The organism is Paenibacillus terrae (assembly GCF_005217525.1).
GTDB lineage: Bacteria > Bacillota > Bacilli > Paenibacillales > Paenibacillaceae > Paenibacillus > Paenibacillus terrae_C.
This window is the reverse complement of record NZ_PNXQ01000016.1, coordinates 271,684-287,393: the sequence shown is the minus strand read 5'-3', so window position 1 is coordinate 287,393 and position 15,710 is coordinate 271,684. Positions and strand designations below refer to the sequence as shown.

General features: G+C 44.8%; 10 protein-coding genes. 4 read left to right on the top strand and 6 right to left on the bottom strand.

The genetic code is table 11. From position 1 onward, the window contains the following. Positions 1 to 3: 3 nt before the first annotated feature. A complete protein-coding gene (locus C1I60_RS18890; protein WP_137063130.1) occupies positions 4 to 738 on the bottom strand; it encodes a thioesterase II family protein in 735 nt (244 codons plus the stop codon). A gap of 223 nt (positions 739 to 961) precedes the next feature. Between C1I60_RS18890 and C1I60_RS18880 the strand changes: the two genes are divergently transcribed. From C1I60_RS18880 to C1I60_RS18870, 3 genes are all read left to right on the top strand, one after another. Beyond that, positions 962 to 3,397, top strand: a complete 2,436-nt coding sequence (locus C1I60_RS18880) for a glycoside hydrolase family 94 protein (protein ID WP_137063128.1) — start codon at positions 962 to 964, stop codon at positions 3,395 to 3,397. A gap of 95 nt (positions 3,398 to 3,492) precedes the next feature. After that, a complete protein-coding gene (locus C1I60_RS18875) occupies positions 3,493 to 4,614 on the top strand; it encodes a GGDEF domain-containing protein (RefSeq protein WP_137063127.1) in 1,122 nt (373 codons plus the stop codon). Between the two features lie 170 nt (positions 4,615 to 4,784). Next, complete coding sequence (locus C1I60_RS18870; protein WP_137063126.1) at positions 4,785 to 5,303, top strand: NAD(P)H-dependent oxidoreductase; 519 nt, start codon at positions 4,785 to 4,787, stop codon at positions 5,301 to 5,303. A 103-nt stretch (positions 5,304 to 5,406) separates the two neighbouring features. On the opposite strand, the gene ectB is transcribed toward C1I60_RS18870, so the two are convergent. Beyond that, positions 5,407 to 6,669: a diaminobutyrate--2-oxoglutarate transaminase gene (gene ectB / locus C1I60_RS18865; RefSeq protein WP_137063125.1), complete on the bottom strand. Its 1,263-nt coding sequence runs from the start codon at positions 6,667 to 6,669 to the stop codon at positions 5,407 to 5,409. A 599-nt stretch (positions 6,670 to 7,268) separates the two neighbouring features. Here ectB and C1I60_RS18860 point away from each other — a divergent pair. Beyond that, entirely contained in the window at positions 7,269 to 7,961 is a 693-nt protein-coding gene (locus tag C1I60_RS18860) for a response regulator transcription factor (RefSeq protein ID WP_137063124.1), read from the top strand. 5 nt (positions 7,962 to 7,966) lie between these two features. On the opposite strand, the gene C1I60_RS18855 is transcribed toward C1I60_RS18860, so the two are convergent. The 4 genes from C1I60_RS18855 to C1I60_RS18840 all read right to left on the bottom strand — a co-directional run bounded on the left by C1I60_RS18855 (position 7,967) and on the right by C1I60_RS18840 (position 15,710). Further along, the gene (locus C1I60_RS18855) at positions 7,967 to 10,564 is read right to left on the bottom strand and encodes a hybrid sensor histidine kinase/response regulator (protein WP_137063123.1); all 2,598 of its coding nucleotides are present in this window, start codon (positions 10,562 to 10,564) and stop codon (positions 7,967 to 7,969) included. A gap of 131 nt (positions 10,565 to 10,695) precedes the next feature. Further along, entirely contained in the window at positions 10,696 to 12,696 is a 2,001-nt protein-coding gene (locus tag C1I60_RS18850; protein ID WP_137063122.1) for a methyl-accepting chemotaxis protein, read from the bottom strand. Positions 12,697 to 13,239: 543 nt separating this feature from the next. Continuing rightward, positions 13,240 to 14,808 (bottom strand): glycoside hydrolase family 43 protein, encoded by a 1,569-nt coding sequence (locus tag C1I60_RS18845; RefSeq protein WP_137063121.1) that lies wholly within the window; start codon positions 14,806 to 14,808, stop codon positions 13,240 to 13,242. Then, positions 14,805 to 15,710 (bottom strand): carbohydrate ABC transporter permease, encoded by a 906-nt coding sequence (locus C1I60_RS18840; protein ID WP_434784408.1) that lies wholly within the window; start codon positions 15,708 to 15,710, stop codon positions 14,805 to 14,807. The genes C1I60_RS18845 and C1I60_RS18840 overlap by 4 nt, the downstream gene beginning before the upstream one ends.

Below are 15,710 nucleotides of genomic sequence, written 5' to 3'. Positions count from 1 at the left end.
TTTTTAATGTTGCATTCTACTTGCTACAGCACTGCGTTCCAAGGTCTCATTAATGATTTGCGTAATCTGCTCCACCTCGTCATGAATAAAAAAGTGACCTCCATCAAAGGTGAAAATACGAAAATTCTGATCCGTATGCTGCCCCCACGCCTCCGCATCCTGCAAGGTCATTGTGTTATCGGTCAGCCCTGTCAATGCTGTGACCGAACAATTCAAAGGTACGGCTGGAGTCATGTACTCATACGTCTCAACGGCTTTGAAGTCCGCTCTTAGCACCGGGATAAAATAGTCATACAATTCGCGGTTGTCAAAAATAGCCTCTGAAAGCTGACCATATCGCTGTAAATGTGTCCTGAACTGCTCTGCGGGCAGATCATGGGCCCACGGGAAATCTCTTGGGACATGCGGTGCCCGTCCACCAGATACGAACAGATGAGCAGGTTTGCCATAACCGCCAGCCACCAGCTTGTAATACAGCTCGAAAGCGATCATCGTTCCCATGCTGTGACCGTATATTGCATAAGGATCGCCAGGGGCTATCTCTTGACTGATTTTGAGCAGTAAATCCTTACTCATTTCCTCGATGCTATCCTTTAACGGTTCTCCAGAACGAATACCTCTGCCCGCCAGTTCCAGCGGAACAAGCTTAATCTGCGGAAGCAGCAGCTTTTTCCATTTGAAGCTGACCGATGCTGATCCGCCTGCATATGGAATGAAAAACAATGTGATGCGTGCCATCCTTGCAACCTCCTGCCATGCTGAGTGCTAACTCTTTCATTTTAGCATAAAGAGGTATATTTACCCATTTCAAATATTTTGCAAATTCAAGAAACAAGGTCGGGGAAATCAAGCATCTTTTGCATCAGGCAGGAAACCGCTTCTTTTAGGAAGAACAGCTTCATGTTTGAATATAATAATGTGTTTGGCCTTATTTCTGTAAATTCGAGAGGAGTTCTGCGCCATGAAGTACGGTTTCTTCGATGATGCTAAACAAGAATATGTCATCCACACCCCTCAAACCCCTTATCCCTGGATCAATTATTTAGGCAACGAACGATTTTTTGGACTGATCTCCAATACAGGCGGCGGCTATGCATTTTACCGGGATGCGCGTTTACGTCGCTTAACAAGGTATCGTTACAACAATATTCCTGTCGATAACGGCGGCCGCTATTTTTATATTCATGATGAAGGGGATTACTGGACTCCAGGCTGGATGCCGGTCAAACGGGAGCTGGATCTGTATGAGTGCCGACATGGGCTTGGCTATACGTCAATTATGGGTGAACGTAACGGTATTCGGGCCACGCAGTTGGCTTTTGTACCGCTGTCCTTTGATGGCGAAGTACATCAGGTCAAGCTTCAGAACACTTCTGCACAGACTAAAAGGATCAAGCTCTTCTCTTTCGTGGAATTTTGCCTGTGGAACGCCTATGACGATATGACCAATTTTCAACGCAACCTGAACACGGGCGAGGTCGAAATACAGGACTCCGTCATCTATCATAAAACGGAATATCGTGAGCGTCGCAACCACTATGCTTTCTTCTCAGTCAATCGCCAGCTGGCAGGATTCGATACAGACCGTGAAGCTTTTCTGGGACTATACAACGGGCTGGATCAGCCGCAAACCGTCACCGCCGGGCAAGCCTCGAACTCTGTGGCCAGCGGATGGTCGCCTGTAGGGTCGCATTGCATCGAAGTAACCTTGGAGCCAGGTGAAGAAACGGGTCTTCACTTTGTACTTGGTTATGTGGAAAATCCGGAGGATGAAAAATGGGAATCTCCTGGTGTGATTAACAAAAAGCAGGCCCATGCCATGATTGCTCAATTCGCGGAGGAAGCCGATGTTGAACGAGCCTTAAGTGAGCTGCGGGCCTATTGGAACAATCTGCTCTCCAAGTACACCATTCAGAGCCACGACGATAAGCTGAACCGGATGGTGAATATATGGAACCCGTATCAATGTATGGTTACGTTCAATATGTCGCGTTCCGCTTCGTATTTCGAATCCGGCATCGGACGTGGAATGGGTTTCCGGGATTCGAATCAGGATTTGCTCGGCTTTGTCCACCAAATACCGGAGCGGGCGCGGGAACGGATTATCGATATCGCTTCCACTCAATTTGATAACGGCGGGGCTTATCATCAGTACCAGCCTTTAACCAAAAAAGGAAACCACGAGGTCGGTGGCGGTTTCAACGATGATCCGCTGTGGCTAATTGTCGGCACCGCTGCGTATATCAAGGAAACGGGAGACTTCGCCATATTAGACGAACAGGTGCCCTTCGATGGGAATGAAGAGCATACAGCTACCCTGTTTGAGCATTTGAAGCGATCCTTTTATCATGTGGTTAACAATCTTGGCCCGCATGGTCTTCCACTGATTGGCCGGGCAGATTGGAACGACTGCTTGAATCTGAACTGTTTTTCCGCCACACCTGATGAGCCCTATCAGACCACTCAAAATTTGGAGGGCCGCACAGCGGAATCGGTATTCATCGCCGGACTCTTCGTATATACAGGACCGGATTTTATCGAGCTGTGCAAGCGCAGAGGATTAGATGAGGAAGCAGCCACGGCGCAAGCCCATGTGGATCGGATGCGAGCAGCCACTTTAGAGCATGGCTTTGATGGGGAGTGGTTTCTGCGAGCCTACGACCACTATGGGAACAAGGTCGGCAGCAAGGCTTGTGAGGAAGGCCAAATTTTTATTGAGCCGCAGGGTTTTTGCGTAATGGCCGGAATCGGCGTTGAGGAAGGTCTGGCTCAAAAAGCGCTCGACTCTACACGGGATCGGCTGGAGACTCCCTATGGCATTGTGCTGCAAAATCCGCCTTATTCCCGCTATTACATCAATCTGGGTGAAATATCCTCTTATCCTCCAGGGTACAAGGAAAATGCGGGCATCTTCTGTCACAATAACCCGTGGATTATGATGGCGGAGGCCGTGATTGGCCGTGGGGATCGTGCATTTGAGCTGTATAGCAAAATTGCTCCAGCCTATCTGGAGGACATCAGCGACATCCACCGCACCGAGCCTTATGTATATGCGCAAATGATTGCGGGTAAGGATGCCATTCGTGAAGGCGAAGCCAAAAATTCCTGGCTGACCGGCACAGCGGCGTGGAACTTTGTAGCCATTACGCAGTCTATTCTTGGCATTCAGCCGGAATGGGAAGGTCTGCGCATTGATCCGTGCATTCCTAAAGCTTGGGATGAATTTACAATCACTCGTGTCTTCCGAGGCGATACCTACGTGATCCAAATCATGAATCCACAACATATATCCAAGGGTGTAGCAACAGTCACACTAGATGGTACCCCTCTCACGGACAATGTTCTGCCGATTGCAGGAGATGGTGCTATTCATCAGGTACACGTGTTGCTGGGCTAACAAGTGCTTACCCTCTAAAAATTTAGCTTCAACTTCATCACATAGTATCTTATAATACGAGAATGGCTAAAGATACATTAAGTGTGGTGACAATCATGAATAGAACAAAACGGGATACTCAAACATTGGATTATAATACAAAGCAAGGTCGCTGGGTACGCAAAATGCTATTGCTTTACTGGATGATTATAGCAGTACATTTTATTGCCCAGCTTGGAAGCTATCTATTTCTCGACTATCGTGCTACACCTTATGAATTTTACGTTGAAACCCTCATTGTTCCCACGCTAATCATGTGCGGTTCCAACTTACTTGCAGAGCTGGCTCATCATAAATGCAACAGGTTTTCTTTCGTAATCCTGTTTATGGCAAGTACAGTTATTTGCTGGGTGATTATTCGTTTAAACTATGATGTCCGGATTATTACAGCATTGTGCTTGTTGCCTGTTTTCTCATCCATCCTGTTTTTCAATCGTCGGCTGATATGGCTTTCCTTTGTCTTACAAGTTGTAGTCTTTTTTTCCTTGCTTGCAATTGACGGCTCGTTCCATACCTCCTTATCGGACTTTGACATCGTAGCCATTCCGGCATTTTTGATTATGTCCACCTTTATTGCGCTCATCATTCAAGCCAGCGGTCGTGATCTGCTAGTAGATTTGTATAAAACACAGCACGCACAGCAGGAACTAATGATCAGCAACGCGATTATAAGCAAAATGTCAATGACCGATGGACTGACAAAGCTATACAATCATTTATCGTTTCAAACTTTTTATGAGAAAGCGCTCGAATATGCCAAGCAAGGTGCTATTATCCATTTAGCGGTAGTAGATATTGATAATTTCAAGAAAATTAATGACACGTACGGACACCAGTTTGGAGATAAAATTTTGGAGAGCATCTCACAAATCATTACAGAGCAGATTACAGCCAATGACATTGCAGCCCGATATGGCGGTGAGGAATTTGCTATTCTGATGTTCGAGCATACTTTTGAGGAAGCTTATCAGATTGTCGAGAACATCCGGCGTGAAGTAGAGAAAAAGACCTTTGAAGACAAATTGCAAAGAGTTTCTGTGACCGTAAGCATCGGATTAAAAAGCTATTCGGAAGAAATGAACAAAGATACATTCTTCCAGGGAGCAGATGACTATCTGTATAAAGCCAAGCGTTCTGGAAAAAATAAAATTGTTGCTGGGCTTAACCATATCGCTTGAAGTAAAAATATTTCATTTGATGAGACTCCTGCATAAGCTTGCCGGAGTTTTTTTGTATGCAGAGCTTAAAAATTTAAGGAGTTGACAATCTTATTAGTTGAAACTAAAATAGTTACATGTGTATTGGTAATTTACTTACATAAACTAAGTTAAAGGAGATGTTTTTCACCATGTCAACACTTGTTATTGTAACCCACCCTAATCTTGCGGAGTCCCGTGTTAACAAAAGATGGGTCCAAGAGCTCAAGAAGCAACCCGGCGTGACTATTCACAACCTGTATGAAGTATACCCTGATGAGAAAATCAATGTAGCTCAAGAGCAGGAACTGCTGGAGCAGCATGACCGTATTGTACTGCAATTCCCTTTTTACTGGTACAGCACCCCTTCCCTGCTGAAAAAATGGGAAGATGAGGTTCTGACTTACGGCTGGGCTTTTGGAAGCGGGGGTGACAAATTGGAGGGTAAAGAGTTGTTGATCGCCTTGTCTGCTGCGAGTTTAGAGGAAAACTATCAACATGACGGACGGAACAGATACACAATCGAAGAGCTGTTGAGACCTCTCGAAGCTACAAGCCACTTGATTGGTGCCAAATTGCTCCCTTATTTTGTACAATATGGTGCTGCGGTACTGACCGATGAGCAGTTGGAGCAATCCGCGCAAAACTATGCGCAAACCGTTACTTCTTAATTGAATGAGGATTTTGCAAAAATCCCCTTGCTTGGAGCTGCCACTTGCTGTGAAGCAGAACGTGGCAGTCTACCGACCAAGGGGATTTTTTGATTTTGGAAGATTACAAAGTAACCAGTGTGCTGGACACCTGAACCATGCTTTCTTTAATGATGTTGCAGCCTTGACGCAGGTTTTCCAAGCTGATCGTTAGCGCAGGCATAATTTTAATCACCGTATCGTTACGTCCAGCCCGCTCAATAATGAGCCCCCTGCTAAAGCAAAGAGCAGCTACTTCTTTGGCAAAGGTTTCTCCCAGAGGTGACACATCAATGCCCCAGATTAGTCCCAAGCCGCGAATGTCAATGAGAGGGTCAATCGTTTGAATATGTTCATACAAAAATTGCTGAACAAAAGCTTCTTTCTCTTTTACCTGTGCTTCCAGCCCTACCGTATCCCTGAACTCCAGCGCAGCCTTGGCGGCGACAAAAGCAAGCTGGTTCCCCCGGAAGGTACCATTGTGCTCGCCAGGGCTCCAAATATCCAACTCCGGCTTGAGCAACAGCAGTGACATCGGCAAACCATAGCCACTGATCGACTTGGACAAAACGACCATATCAGGAACAATACCCGCACGCTCAAACGAGAAGAACGATCCGACCCGACCGCAGCCGACCTGAATATCGTCAACAATCAGCAAAATATCATGATCATCGCACAGTTGTCTCAAGTCACGCAGCCATTCAGTATCGGCAATGTTAATACCACCTTCAGCCTGTACCGTTTCCAGAATGATGGCCGCTGGCTTTTCCACCCCGGAATGGGTATCTGTTAAAAGCTGCTCCATATACAAAATGGTATCCAAGCCGTTAAACGTACTGTTAAAGGGGATGAAGGTAACGTTATTTAGGGATACACCGGCACTCTCTCTCATGGAGTTGTTACTGGTAACGGACAAACTTCCTAGAGACATGCCATGAAATGCGCCCATAAAAGCAAAAATCCCATTTCTTTTTTTGACTTTGCGTGCAAGCTTCAGCGCTGCCTCTACCGCATTGGTTCCCGTTGGTCCGCAAAATTGCAGCTTATAATTCAAGTCCTTGGGCTGGAGAATATGCTCGGAGAAAGACTCAATAAACTCCTGTTTCGCCGTTGTGTACATATCCAGACCGTGCATGATCCGATCTGAGGTCAAGTAATCCAAAATCCGATTTTTCATAAAATCGTTGTTATGCCCGTAGTTCAAGGCACCTGCTCCGGCAAAAAAGTCGATATATGCCTCTCCTGCCTCCGTGTACAGCACATCGTTTTTCGCTTTGTTGAAAACAACCGGAAAGCTTCTGCAATAGGATCTTACATTGGACTCCAGTGCTTCGAATGTGTTCATTAATTTCTCGTCCTCCCGCTAGACCTGATTTGGAAAAAAATACAAGCATGGAAAGCAAAAAAAGTGTAAATATGTAAGCTAAAATAAGAAGACAGCCTGAATCTCGATGGGGTAGCCACACCAAAGAATCATGAGTACGATCACGGGAACGATTAGAGTACGAATGAATACATGCTGAATAGTCTATGGAGCGTGAATTAAATTCTAGAAGATTAAATGGTGGGGTTTTCTAAGGGGCCTATCAGTGTATGTCACTCCTATGTAATAAAATACCATAACTTTTTTTGAAGTCAATGCATGTTTCTGATATGTTTTGTTAAATTTTTGTAATTGAGTGTCGGAGGCTTGATGCATTTTGTTAATTCTCCACGAAAAATGTCGGAATAGAACTAAAAATCTCAGAAATAGAGCATATCCATATCAAAAAGATATAAATTCGTTCTGCCCGGCTTTTGGTTTGCTCCGATCCCCTGATCTTTTGACAGACTGTCCAAAGGCGGTTACTCTATCAAAAGAACCTGACAAAAACTTGTTGTATGCATTGAAACTATCTTAACCATTTGGCTCGAATTCGATAGAAAGATAAGGGAAATATCATCATGTCTAATGTTTTGATTATTGAAGATGACAATATGCTGGGAGATACCCTTTCCTTGTATTTGACTGGAGAAGGCTACAACGTTACCCGGGTTGAACAAGCGGCTGAGGGAATTGCCCGGCTGGGTATGGTGCAGCCTGATATTATTTTGCTAGATCTGCTGCTTCCAGATTTGGACGGTGTCAATCCCTGCCCACTGATACGCAAGCATACGGATGTGCCAATCATCGTGGTTTCTTCAGAAAATGATATCTCTGAGCGCATTCGTACACTTACGCTGGGAGCAGACGATTACATTTGCAAACCTTTTAGTATGCAGGAGCTAAAGGCACGAATCGAGGCTCTTTTCCGTCGTATTGAAATTACACGGTTACAGGCAAGAGGCCTTGCGCCTGAGGCCGCGCCTGAAACAGACATTGCTTTGGATCTGGCGCGAAGAATGATTACCGTTGATGGGCAGCTTGTGGAGATGACATTTTCGGAATTTGAGCTTATGAAGCTTTTTTATTTGAACCGGGGAATTGTATTCAGCCGATATGCCTTGATTCAGGCTCTCCGTGGAACAGACTCCTTTATTAATGAGAGGGCTGTAGACGTACATATTAACCATTTGCGCAGGAAAATCGAAAAAGACCCTAAAAAGCCAAAATTGATCAGGACCATCTGGGGAATTGGTTATAAATTTATGCAGTAGCACGATCAGCTCCAGGGAACCGATGACTTGATTTCGTTAATCTCCTTTTGAACCAAGCTCAATTGCTCTCTCCAGTCTGGATACAGCTCCCCCGCTGAGGTTTCATGGCTACGCTTCAATCCCTTTTCCAGCTCTATGACCTTTGCCAGCAGCCCAGACGCAAAGAGGTTTCCTGCTCCTCCCTTAAGCGAGTGGATTAATCGGAGAGCGGCAGATAACTGTCCGTTGTCCATTTTCCTCGTCAATCTTTTATCGAGATGCTGGTATTCCTGAATCCATTTGTAAAGGGCGAATTGGAAAATATATACCTTTCCATCCATCCCGGCTATCGCCTGCTCCGCGTGAACACCATGTAATTCTTGCAGCCATGCTAAATGAATCCAGCTGTTTAACACTCTTACAGCATTCAGTTCATGGACAGGCTTGAGCAGCACAGCATTAATGCCTGAACGAAGGCAAACCTCCTGTTCATGCTGCGCAGCATCGGCCGTAAAGGCGATAATTGGAAGTCTGTTAAAAGCTTTGTTTCTGCGAATATGTCTGGCTGTCTCAAAACCATCCATCTCTGGCATATGCAGATCAATCATTACCATATCCCATGAACGCAGCTCCAGTGACTCTAGCAGTTCTCTTCCATTTGCAGCCATAGTTACTTCAAAACCGCGCTCTTCCAGGAACTCGGTAATCACCACCTGGTTAATCTCATTGTCCTCTGCTATAAGAATTTGATACTTCTGCGCTGTAGTCTCTCCTTTATAACGAGGACTCATCATCGTATATGTATCCAGAGTATTAATATCTACAGAAACTGCCTTTTCCTTTTCCAGCAACCATCGGATAGACTCCAATAGAGCGTTCTGAGTTACGGGCTTGGACAAAAAGGCATCCACCCTGCTATCCTCCTCCCCAGTCGCTATCCCTTCCATCTGGTACACTGTTGTAAGTCCAATGACCTGAGTCATCTGTCTATCCAGCAATTGAAGCCACTGTCTCCGGGTCCCCAGTTCCCGAAAGCCACCCATGCTCATGTCGACCATAACTAAACCAAAATGGTCACCATTTTCAAAAGCCTCCACACATTCCTGATAGGAAGAAATGTTGTAGGTTTCTAATCCTGTTCCTTGCAGTAATTCGTTCAGACTATATCTCAACAGCTCATGCCGTACAACAATTAAGGCTTTGCCGTTTATTTGTTTTTCTATCTGTGTGCCTGCCGGATGTAGATCCCCGATATCCAGCTCAACATTAAAGTAAAACCTACTGTATTCCCCCAATCGGCTTTCAACCTCTACATTCCCGCCCATGGCTTCAGCCAAATGCTTGCTAATGGCCAAACCCAGCCCGGAGCCCCCATATCGGCGACTGGTTGATGTATCCGCTTGGGTAAAAGGGACAAACAGCTTGTTCACACCCACCTCGGAAATACCTATGCCTGTATCCTCCACCATAAAGGACAACGCTACCCGTCCGTTCTGCTGGCTTAGCATGTTCACCTCTAACAGCACATGTCCCTGATCCGTAAATTTGACGGCATTAGTCAGAAGGTTTAAAAGCACCTGTTCCATCCGCAATGGATCACCTTTAACACTTTTGGGTAATTTGGGGTCCGTTATAAAAATGATCTCTATTTCTTTGTGTTCCAGCAAAGTACTCACCGTATCTGCAAGATGCCGAAGCATTTTCTCCGGCTCAAACTCCAGCCTTTCCAGTTCCAAACTGCCTGCTTCCATTTTGGAAAAGTCCAGTACGTTATTGAGCATGGATGAGAGGGTTCGTGAGGAGGCGAGCAGCTTGTCAAGGTAGTCTTTTTGGGCAGCAGTCAATTCTGTCTTGTTCAACAGCTTGGACAGACCGATGATCCCATTTAGCGGCGTGCGAATTTCGTGGCTCATATGAGCCAAAAAAACGCTTTTTGCATGGTTAGCCTCGTCTACCTTCTTTCTTTTCTGCTCGGAAGCTTTATACTCCGTAATATCCATTACATGACCGATGACATGCTTGGTAATCCCATCCTCCCTGACCGGATGTAAGGTAATTAAAGCTGAGTACTCCCAAAACTCCAGCTCAAATACCGTCCGGTCACCGAACCATGCCTGTTTGTAATATTCACAAAGCTGCTCCAGAGTTTCAGAGGATAGTTCAAAAATGTCCCCTAGTTTCTCCACATGCTCCCTTCGATTATAGCTGACCTGCATATTCAGGCCCATGAGCTCCAGCAAGCCACCTTCGAGCAGTGTATAATAAAATTCGTCGCCGCTTTTCTCCAGCCTGAAGGTAAAGCCAGGTTGAACCCGAAGCACATTTAGGAGGTCACGGTTTTGGTCCAGCAAACGTTGTTCATATGTATATTTAACGTTCCAAACGCGTACAAACAAAGCGATGAACATCAAACCAATCCCTAGCTCCAACACAGAAGTCATGCTTGCTCTAGCGCTGATACCAAAATATAGAAACAGAATTCCGGCCACCCCAAAAAAAACACGCGCGATTGTCTGCCTAATGAGCTGAGAAATCAGATTGGGGCGTCCAAATGTAATAGATGACTGAAAAGTCAAAACTATTAATAATATCACGATAAAATATAGCACCAAATCTCGAACCAAATGTTCTCCCTCCTGTAATCTGCAAGAATGAAAATATAAAAAAACTCAGGACAGATTCCTTATGCCATAAGGCTTAAAGAACTGTCCCGAGCATTCATTGTACTATAGATTCCATAGGGTTCAAGTTCGTTTTAATACTTGAAACGACTAATCATAGACCTCAACTCAGCAGCCATTGTTGATAGCAGTTGAGCAGAGGCTGATATCTCCTCCATGGAAGCCAGCTGCTCTTGCGAGGAAGCAGCGACTTCCTCAGATGTAGCAGCATTACCAGTTGCAATTGTCGCCAGTTCGTTGGCTGTCGCTGCAATCTCTTGTACACTCGCTGATATCTGTTGTGCAATCGCAGCGACCTCCTCCACCTGAGGTGTGGTCTCCCGAATGCCTTCCATCGCGTCTCCCAGCTTGACAATGGTTGCTTTGGAAATCTGCAGCCCATCCTGAACCTCAACCGTAACACGGTTCATCGTCTGAACCGTGGTTTCCGTTTCATGCTGAATTTCGGCAATCAATGTGGCAATCTGTGTTGCAGATGCCTGCGATTGCTCTGCCAGCTTGCGCACCTCATCAGCAACGATGGCAAAGCCCTTGCCATGATCCCCTGCCCTGGCCGCCTCAATCGCCGCATTCAAGGCCAGCAAGTTCGTCTGATTGGATAGTTCACCAATAACCTTGGTAATTTCACCGATTTCCTGAGAGCGAGCTTGCAAGGCTTGAATCATTCGGTTGGATTGCTCTACCGAATGGTGAATCGAATTCATTTGTTCGCCTGTTTGCTCAACGGATTTCCGTCCTTCCTCTGCTTGTAAAGAGGATCGTCTGGCCAAATCGGCTACCGAGATTGAGCGTTCCGCAATTTGTGTGACCCCCTGTGCAATTTCGTCAAGGGCTACTGAGTTATTTTCCAGGCCTGTAGTCTGCTTCTCCGCTCCGCTGGCAATTTCCTGTACAGCCTGGGATACCTGCTCACTTGCAGCACTGGTTTGTTCTGCGCTTACCGTTAGCTCGCTTGAGGATCTAGCAACATGATCTGCACTATCTCCTACGTTCTGAATGACAGATCGCAAGTTATCCTGCATGTTTCGGAAAGCCAGTCCCAATTGTCCAATCTCATCTTCACTTTTCACTTGAATGTCCTGCGTCAGATCCCCTGCGCTCACATTAACCGCTTGTTCCTTCAATTTTAAAATAGGTTTAATGATGGAACGGATCAGGAAATAAACAATGATTATCCCCACCACAAGACACCCGACGACCGTAAGCAAGGTACTGATCAAAATCGGTCGTGCTGCTTCATCCACTTCAGATAAATACAGCGTTCCGCCTATTTTCCAGCCTGTCAGCTTATTGGTCGCATAGTTCATATATTTGGACTGACCTTCATACTGATACTCGTATTCACCAGCGTCGCTCTCATACATGCGTGATTCAATATCTGCTATTTGGGTGCCTGGTGCCTTCGTCGGATGAACAATGTAAGTACGATTGCTGTCCAGCAATATGGCATAACCCTCATGGCCTACTTTAATATTGTTCAGCGTCTCCTTAATACCGCTAATCTTCAGATCAATGCCAATAACACCCGACCCATCCGTCGTGGCTCTGGACACTGTGACTGTCATTTGCTTGGAGGAAGAGGAGAGATAGGGCGAACTAATCACTGTTTTTGCTTGTTCCTTCATGGCTTCCTCATACCAAGGTCTAACTCGAGGGTCATAGTTATCGGGTAATTGCTTCTGTGGATAGGTTGTAAATTTACCATCCTTTGAACCATAATAAATGGATTCTGTTTCAGGATGGAGTATAATATATTGCTTGAAAAATCCCTCCAGCTCAGCTGCCTTTTCCTCTGTCTCTACTCGATTGCCTTTTAGCCTCTCAGCAAAATATTCTGCGTCGTGTACCTTAGGTGAAACAGCACTGTCAATAACATAATTAGTGCGGACAATGGCCTGCTCGGCGCTATACTCAATCTGGTTTCGAATCTCCTTGCTGGCGCTCACAAACGACAAAGCCCCAACAATCATAGATGGTATGATCAAAAAAGCAATAAAAGCAACCATCAGCTTCGTTTTAAAATTATTGCTGAGCATCCTTCTTACATCCCATGGTTTTCCTGCAAAATTCTTCATTATTCAACATCTCCAATTCATCATCTGGATTGCTTGCATATTGTGAACCGCTTCGCTCTGCTGATGATTATTCCCTTGACAAATTCACTTCCCCTTTTTCGTTCTTCATCATCTCCTTCTAAAACGCTTCGACACAAAAAGGATATAAAAACGACAACGAATAGGTATATGTACTTATTTTTCAATGCAGCAAGGCTCCTTGGAACCGATTCCTTAATATAATATACCTAAAAACTATTAAAAAAAATGCACTGAACATGTTAAGGAAATATTAGTTTTAACTCACTATACCTACCTCTAAACATGAAATAATCCCCTTGAGGTTGGCATACATGAGGTCATTTTTCAAAAATCACCATATGCTTGTTACCACCCCAAGGGGATCAAGTTTGTTTTTAATTTAATCAATTCAGTAAAGCCTTAAGTTCAAAGCTTATTACCTTGCACAAAGAAAATCAACGCCTCAGAATGGAGAACGATATTTTAAAGCAAGCCGCGCTGATTTCTATTATGGTTTGGCTAGCTTAGATTTGCGTACACGCTCTAGTACATGCCATATTCAAACCAATCAAAATCAGCCGCATTGTCAGAGGCTGTACCGTTACTCGTGCAAAACATTCCAATGCAGCAGCCAACAAATCCGCCCGCAACCTCGGTACTCAAACTGCTCGTATCCACCTGTTCTGCTATCAAATAATATTGATCTCCGTCGGTACTGTAATAGAAGCTAAGCTCCTGCCCCCTCGCAGCCATTTTTAAATATAACCGCTGAGCATCAACATCTGCCTGCGCAACGTTCGTCTCCTGGCCATTTATGCAGGTCACAACACTCAATACTTGCCGACCATCAAGTATCACGCACTCAAATCGGATATGATACATATCATTTTGAATGACAACCAAACCTGCAGATTCATGGATACTACGTGGCTTAAACTCCATCGCAGCCGCGGCCGTATAATTAAAATGCTGCTGGCGCAAACAGATAAAGCTGAGATTATCTTTATCCTTAAACGTTTGAGGCTTTAGCTTTAGCCGCAAATATCCTTTACGTTCTGTCAAAGAATACAAATCCGTTTGCGGATTCCTTAAGAACATCCATTTAAGTGCCAGCTTATCACTGTCAAAATGATCACAGCGCAATTGCGGCTCCACCGGGACCGGTGTCAACCTCATGACGTCCTGCTCCTCCAGCATTCCTCGGCCCTCATTGACTACAGGCCATCCATCCTCCCAATTCACTGAAGCAAGGAACGTCTCCCGCCCCAAATTACTATAGCCGCCTCCATAAGGACGTGAAGCGAGCATCACCATAAACCATTGGCCATCCGCAGCCTGCACCAAATCCGCATGCCCCACATTAATAACCGGATAGCGCTTGCCCAGATGACGATGAGTGATAATCGGGTTATTCGTATTCCCAACATAACCTTCTGTCAGCTTCTTGCTACGTGCAATTGTCACCGCGTGATTCGGCCCTGTTCCTCCTTCTGCGATCATTAAATAATAGTAGCCATCTTTCTTATACAAATGCGGTCCTTCAGGCCAAATCACTTCTACCATGGCGCCTTTCCAAAGTACAAAGCTTTCATCCACAAGCTGCATGGTCTCAATGTTCAATTTCTGAATCCATACTTCCCAATTGCCGTCATAACGTACTCCCGATGAGTTAGGGCGTGTTCCCAAATAATAGGTTTGCCCGTCATCATCAAAGAAAATCGTGGGATCAATACCAACCGCTCCTTGAATAAAATAAGGGTCAGACCATGGCCCAGCAGGATTGGTTGCTGTAACAACGAAATTTCCACCATGCGTTACATTGGTCGTAATCATATAAAAAATACCTTCATGATAACGTATGGTTGGAGCAAAAATTCCCTGTGAATGCCCTGCTCCCTGTAAGTTCAATTGTGAAGGACGGTCAAGTACATTACCAATCTGCTTCCAATTCACAAGATCACGGCTATGGAAAATCGGCACACCAGGGAAATAAGCAAATGTCGATGTCACCAAATAATAATCTTCCCCAACACGGCATACCGAGGGGTCTGGATAAAAACCAGGCATAATCGGATTATTATACATAACTGAATTGTGTTTAAGCGTTGTCATTCTTTCACTCCTCCAATCATAAATCCGGTCACAAAATATTTTTGTAAGAACGGATATAACAAAACTATTGGCATCGCCGTAACAATCGTTATAGCAGCCCGAATAGATACAGGCGTAACAAGATTGGTTACATTCTTATATTGGTCCAAATTGACGCTTCCACCCTGAGAAGTAGCAGACGACAATAATTTCATAAGCTCATATTGCAATGTGGTTAAATTTCGATTACCGGCTGCATACAACATAGAATCAAACCAGGAGTTCCATTGTCCCACAGCGATAAACAAAGCAATTGTTGCCAGAACTGGCTTGGATAAAGGCAATATGATGCGGAAAAATATTTTAAAATCTCCCGCTCCATCTATTTTCGCCGATTCAATTAATTCTTCTGACAGCCCTTGGATAAAAGTACGAATCACAATCATATTAAACACGCCAATCAGGCCGGGAATGATGTATACCCAGAAATTGTTCAACAGACCCAACTGCTTAATCAGCATGTACCCCGGAATAAGACCGCCGCTGAAGTACATGGTAATCACAAACAATGTCGTTACAAATTTATTAAACATGTATTCCTTACGGCTTAAAACATAAGCAAGCATCGCAGTACAAAACAATTGGATGATAGTACCAATGACCGTTCTTGCCACGGAAATAAACGCAGCTTGTCCTAAATGCGGATTTTTGAACACCGAAACATAGTTCTGAAGCGTCCATTCCCGTGGCCAGAGATAAACCCCCCCTCGAATTGTATCGATCCCGTTATTAAAAGATACGGCGATGGTATTAAGAAACGGATATAATGTGGCTACCACCACCAATAGCATAACAAGCCCGTTAATAATCGAGAATGTAATATCTCCAAGCGTTTGTTTTCTCAATAATACTTTCACTATTAT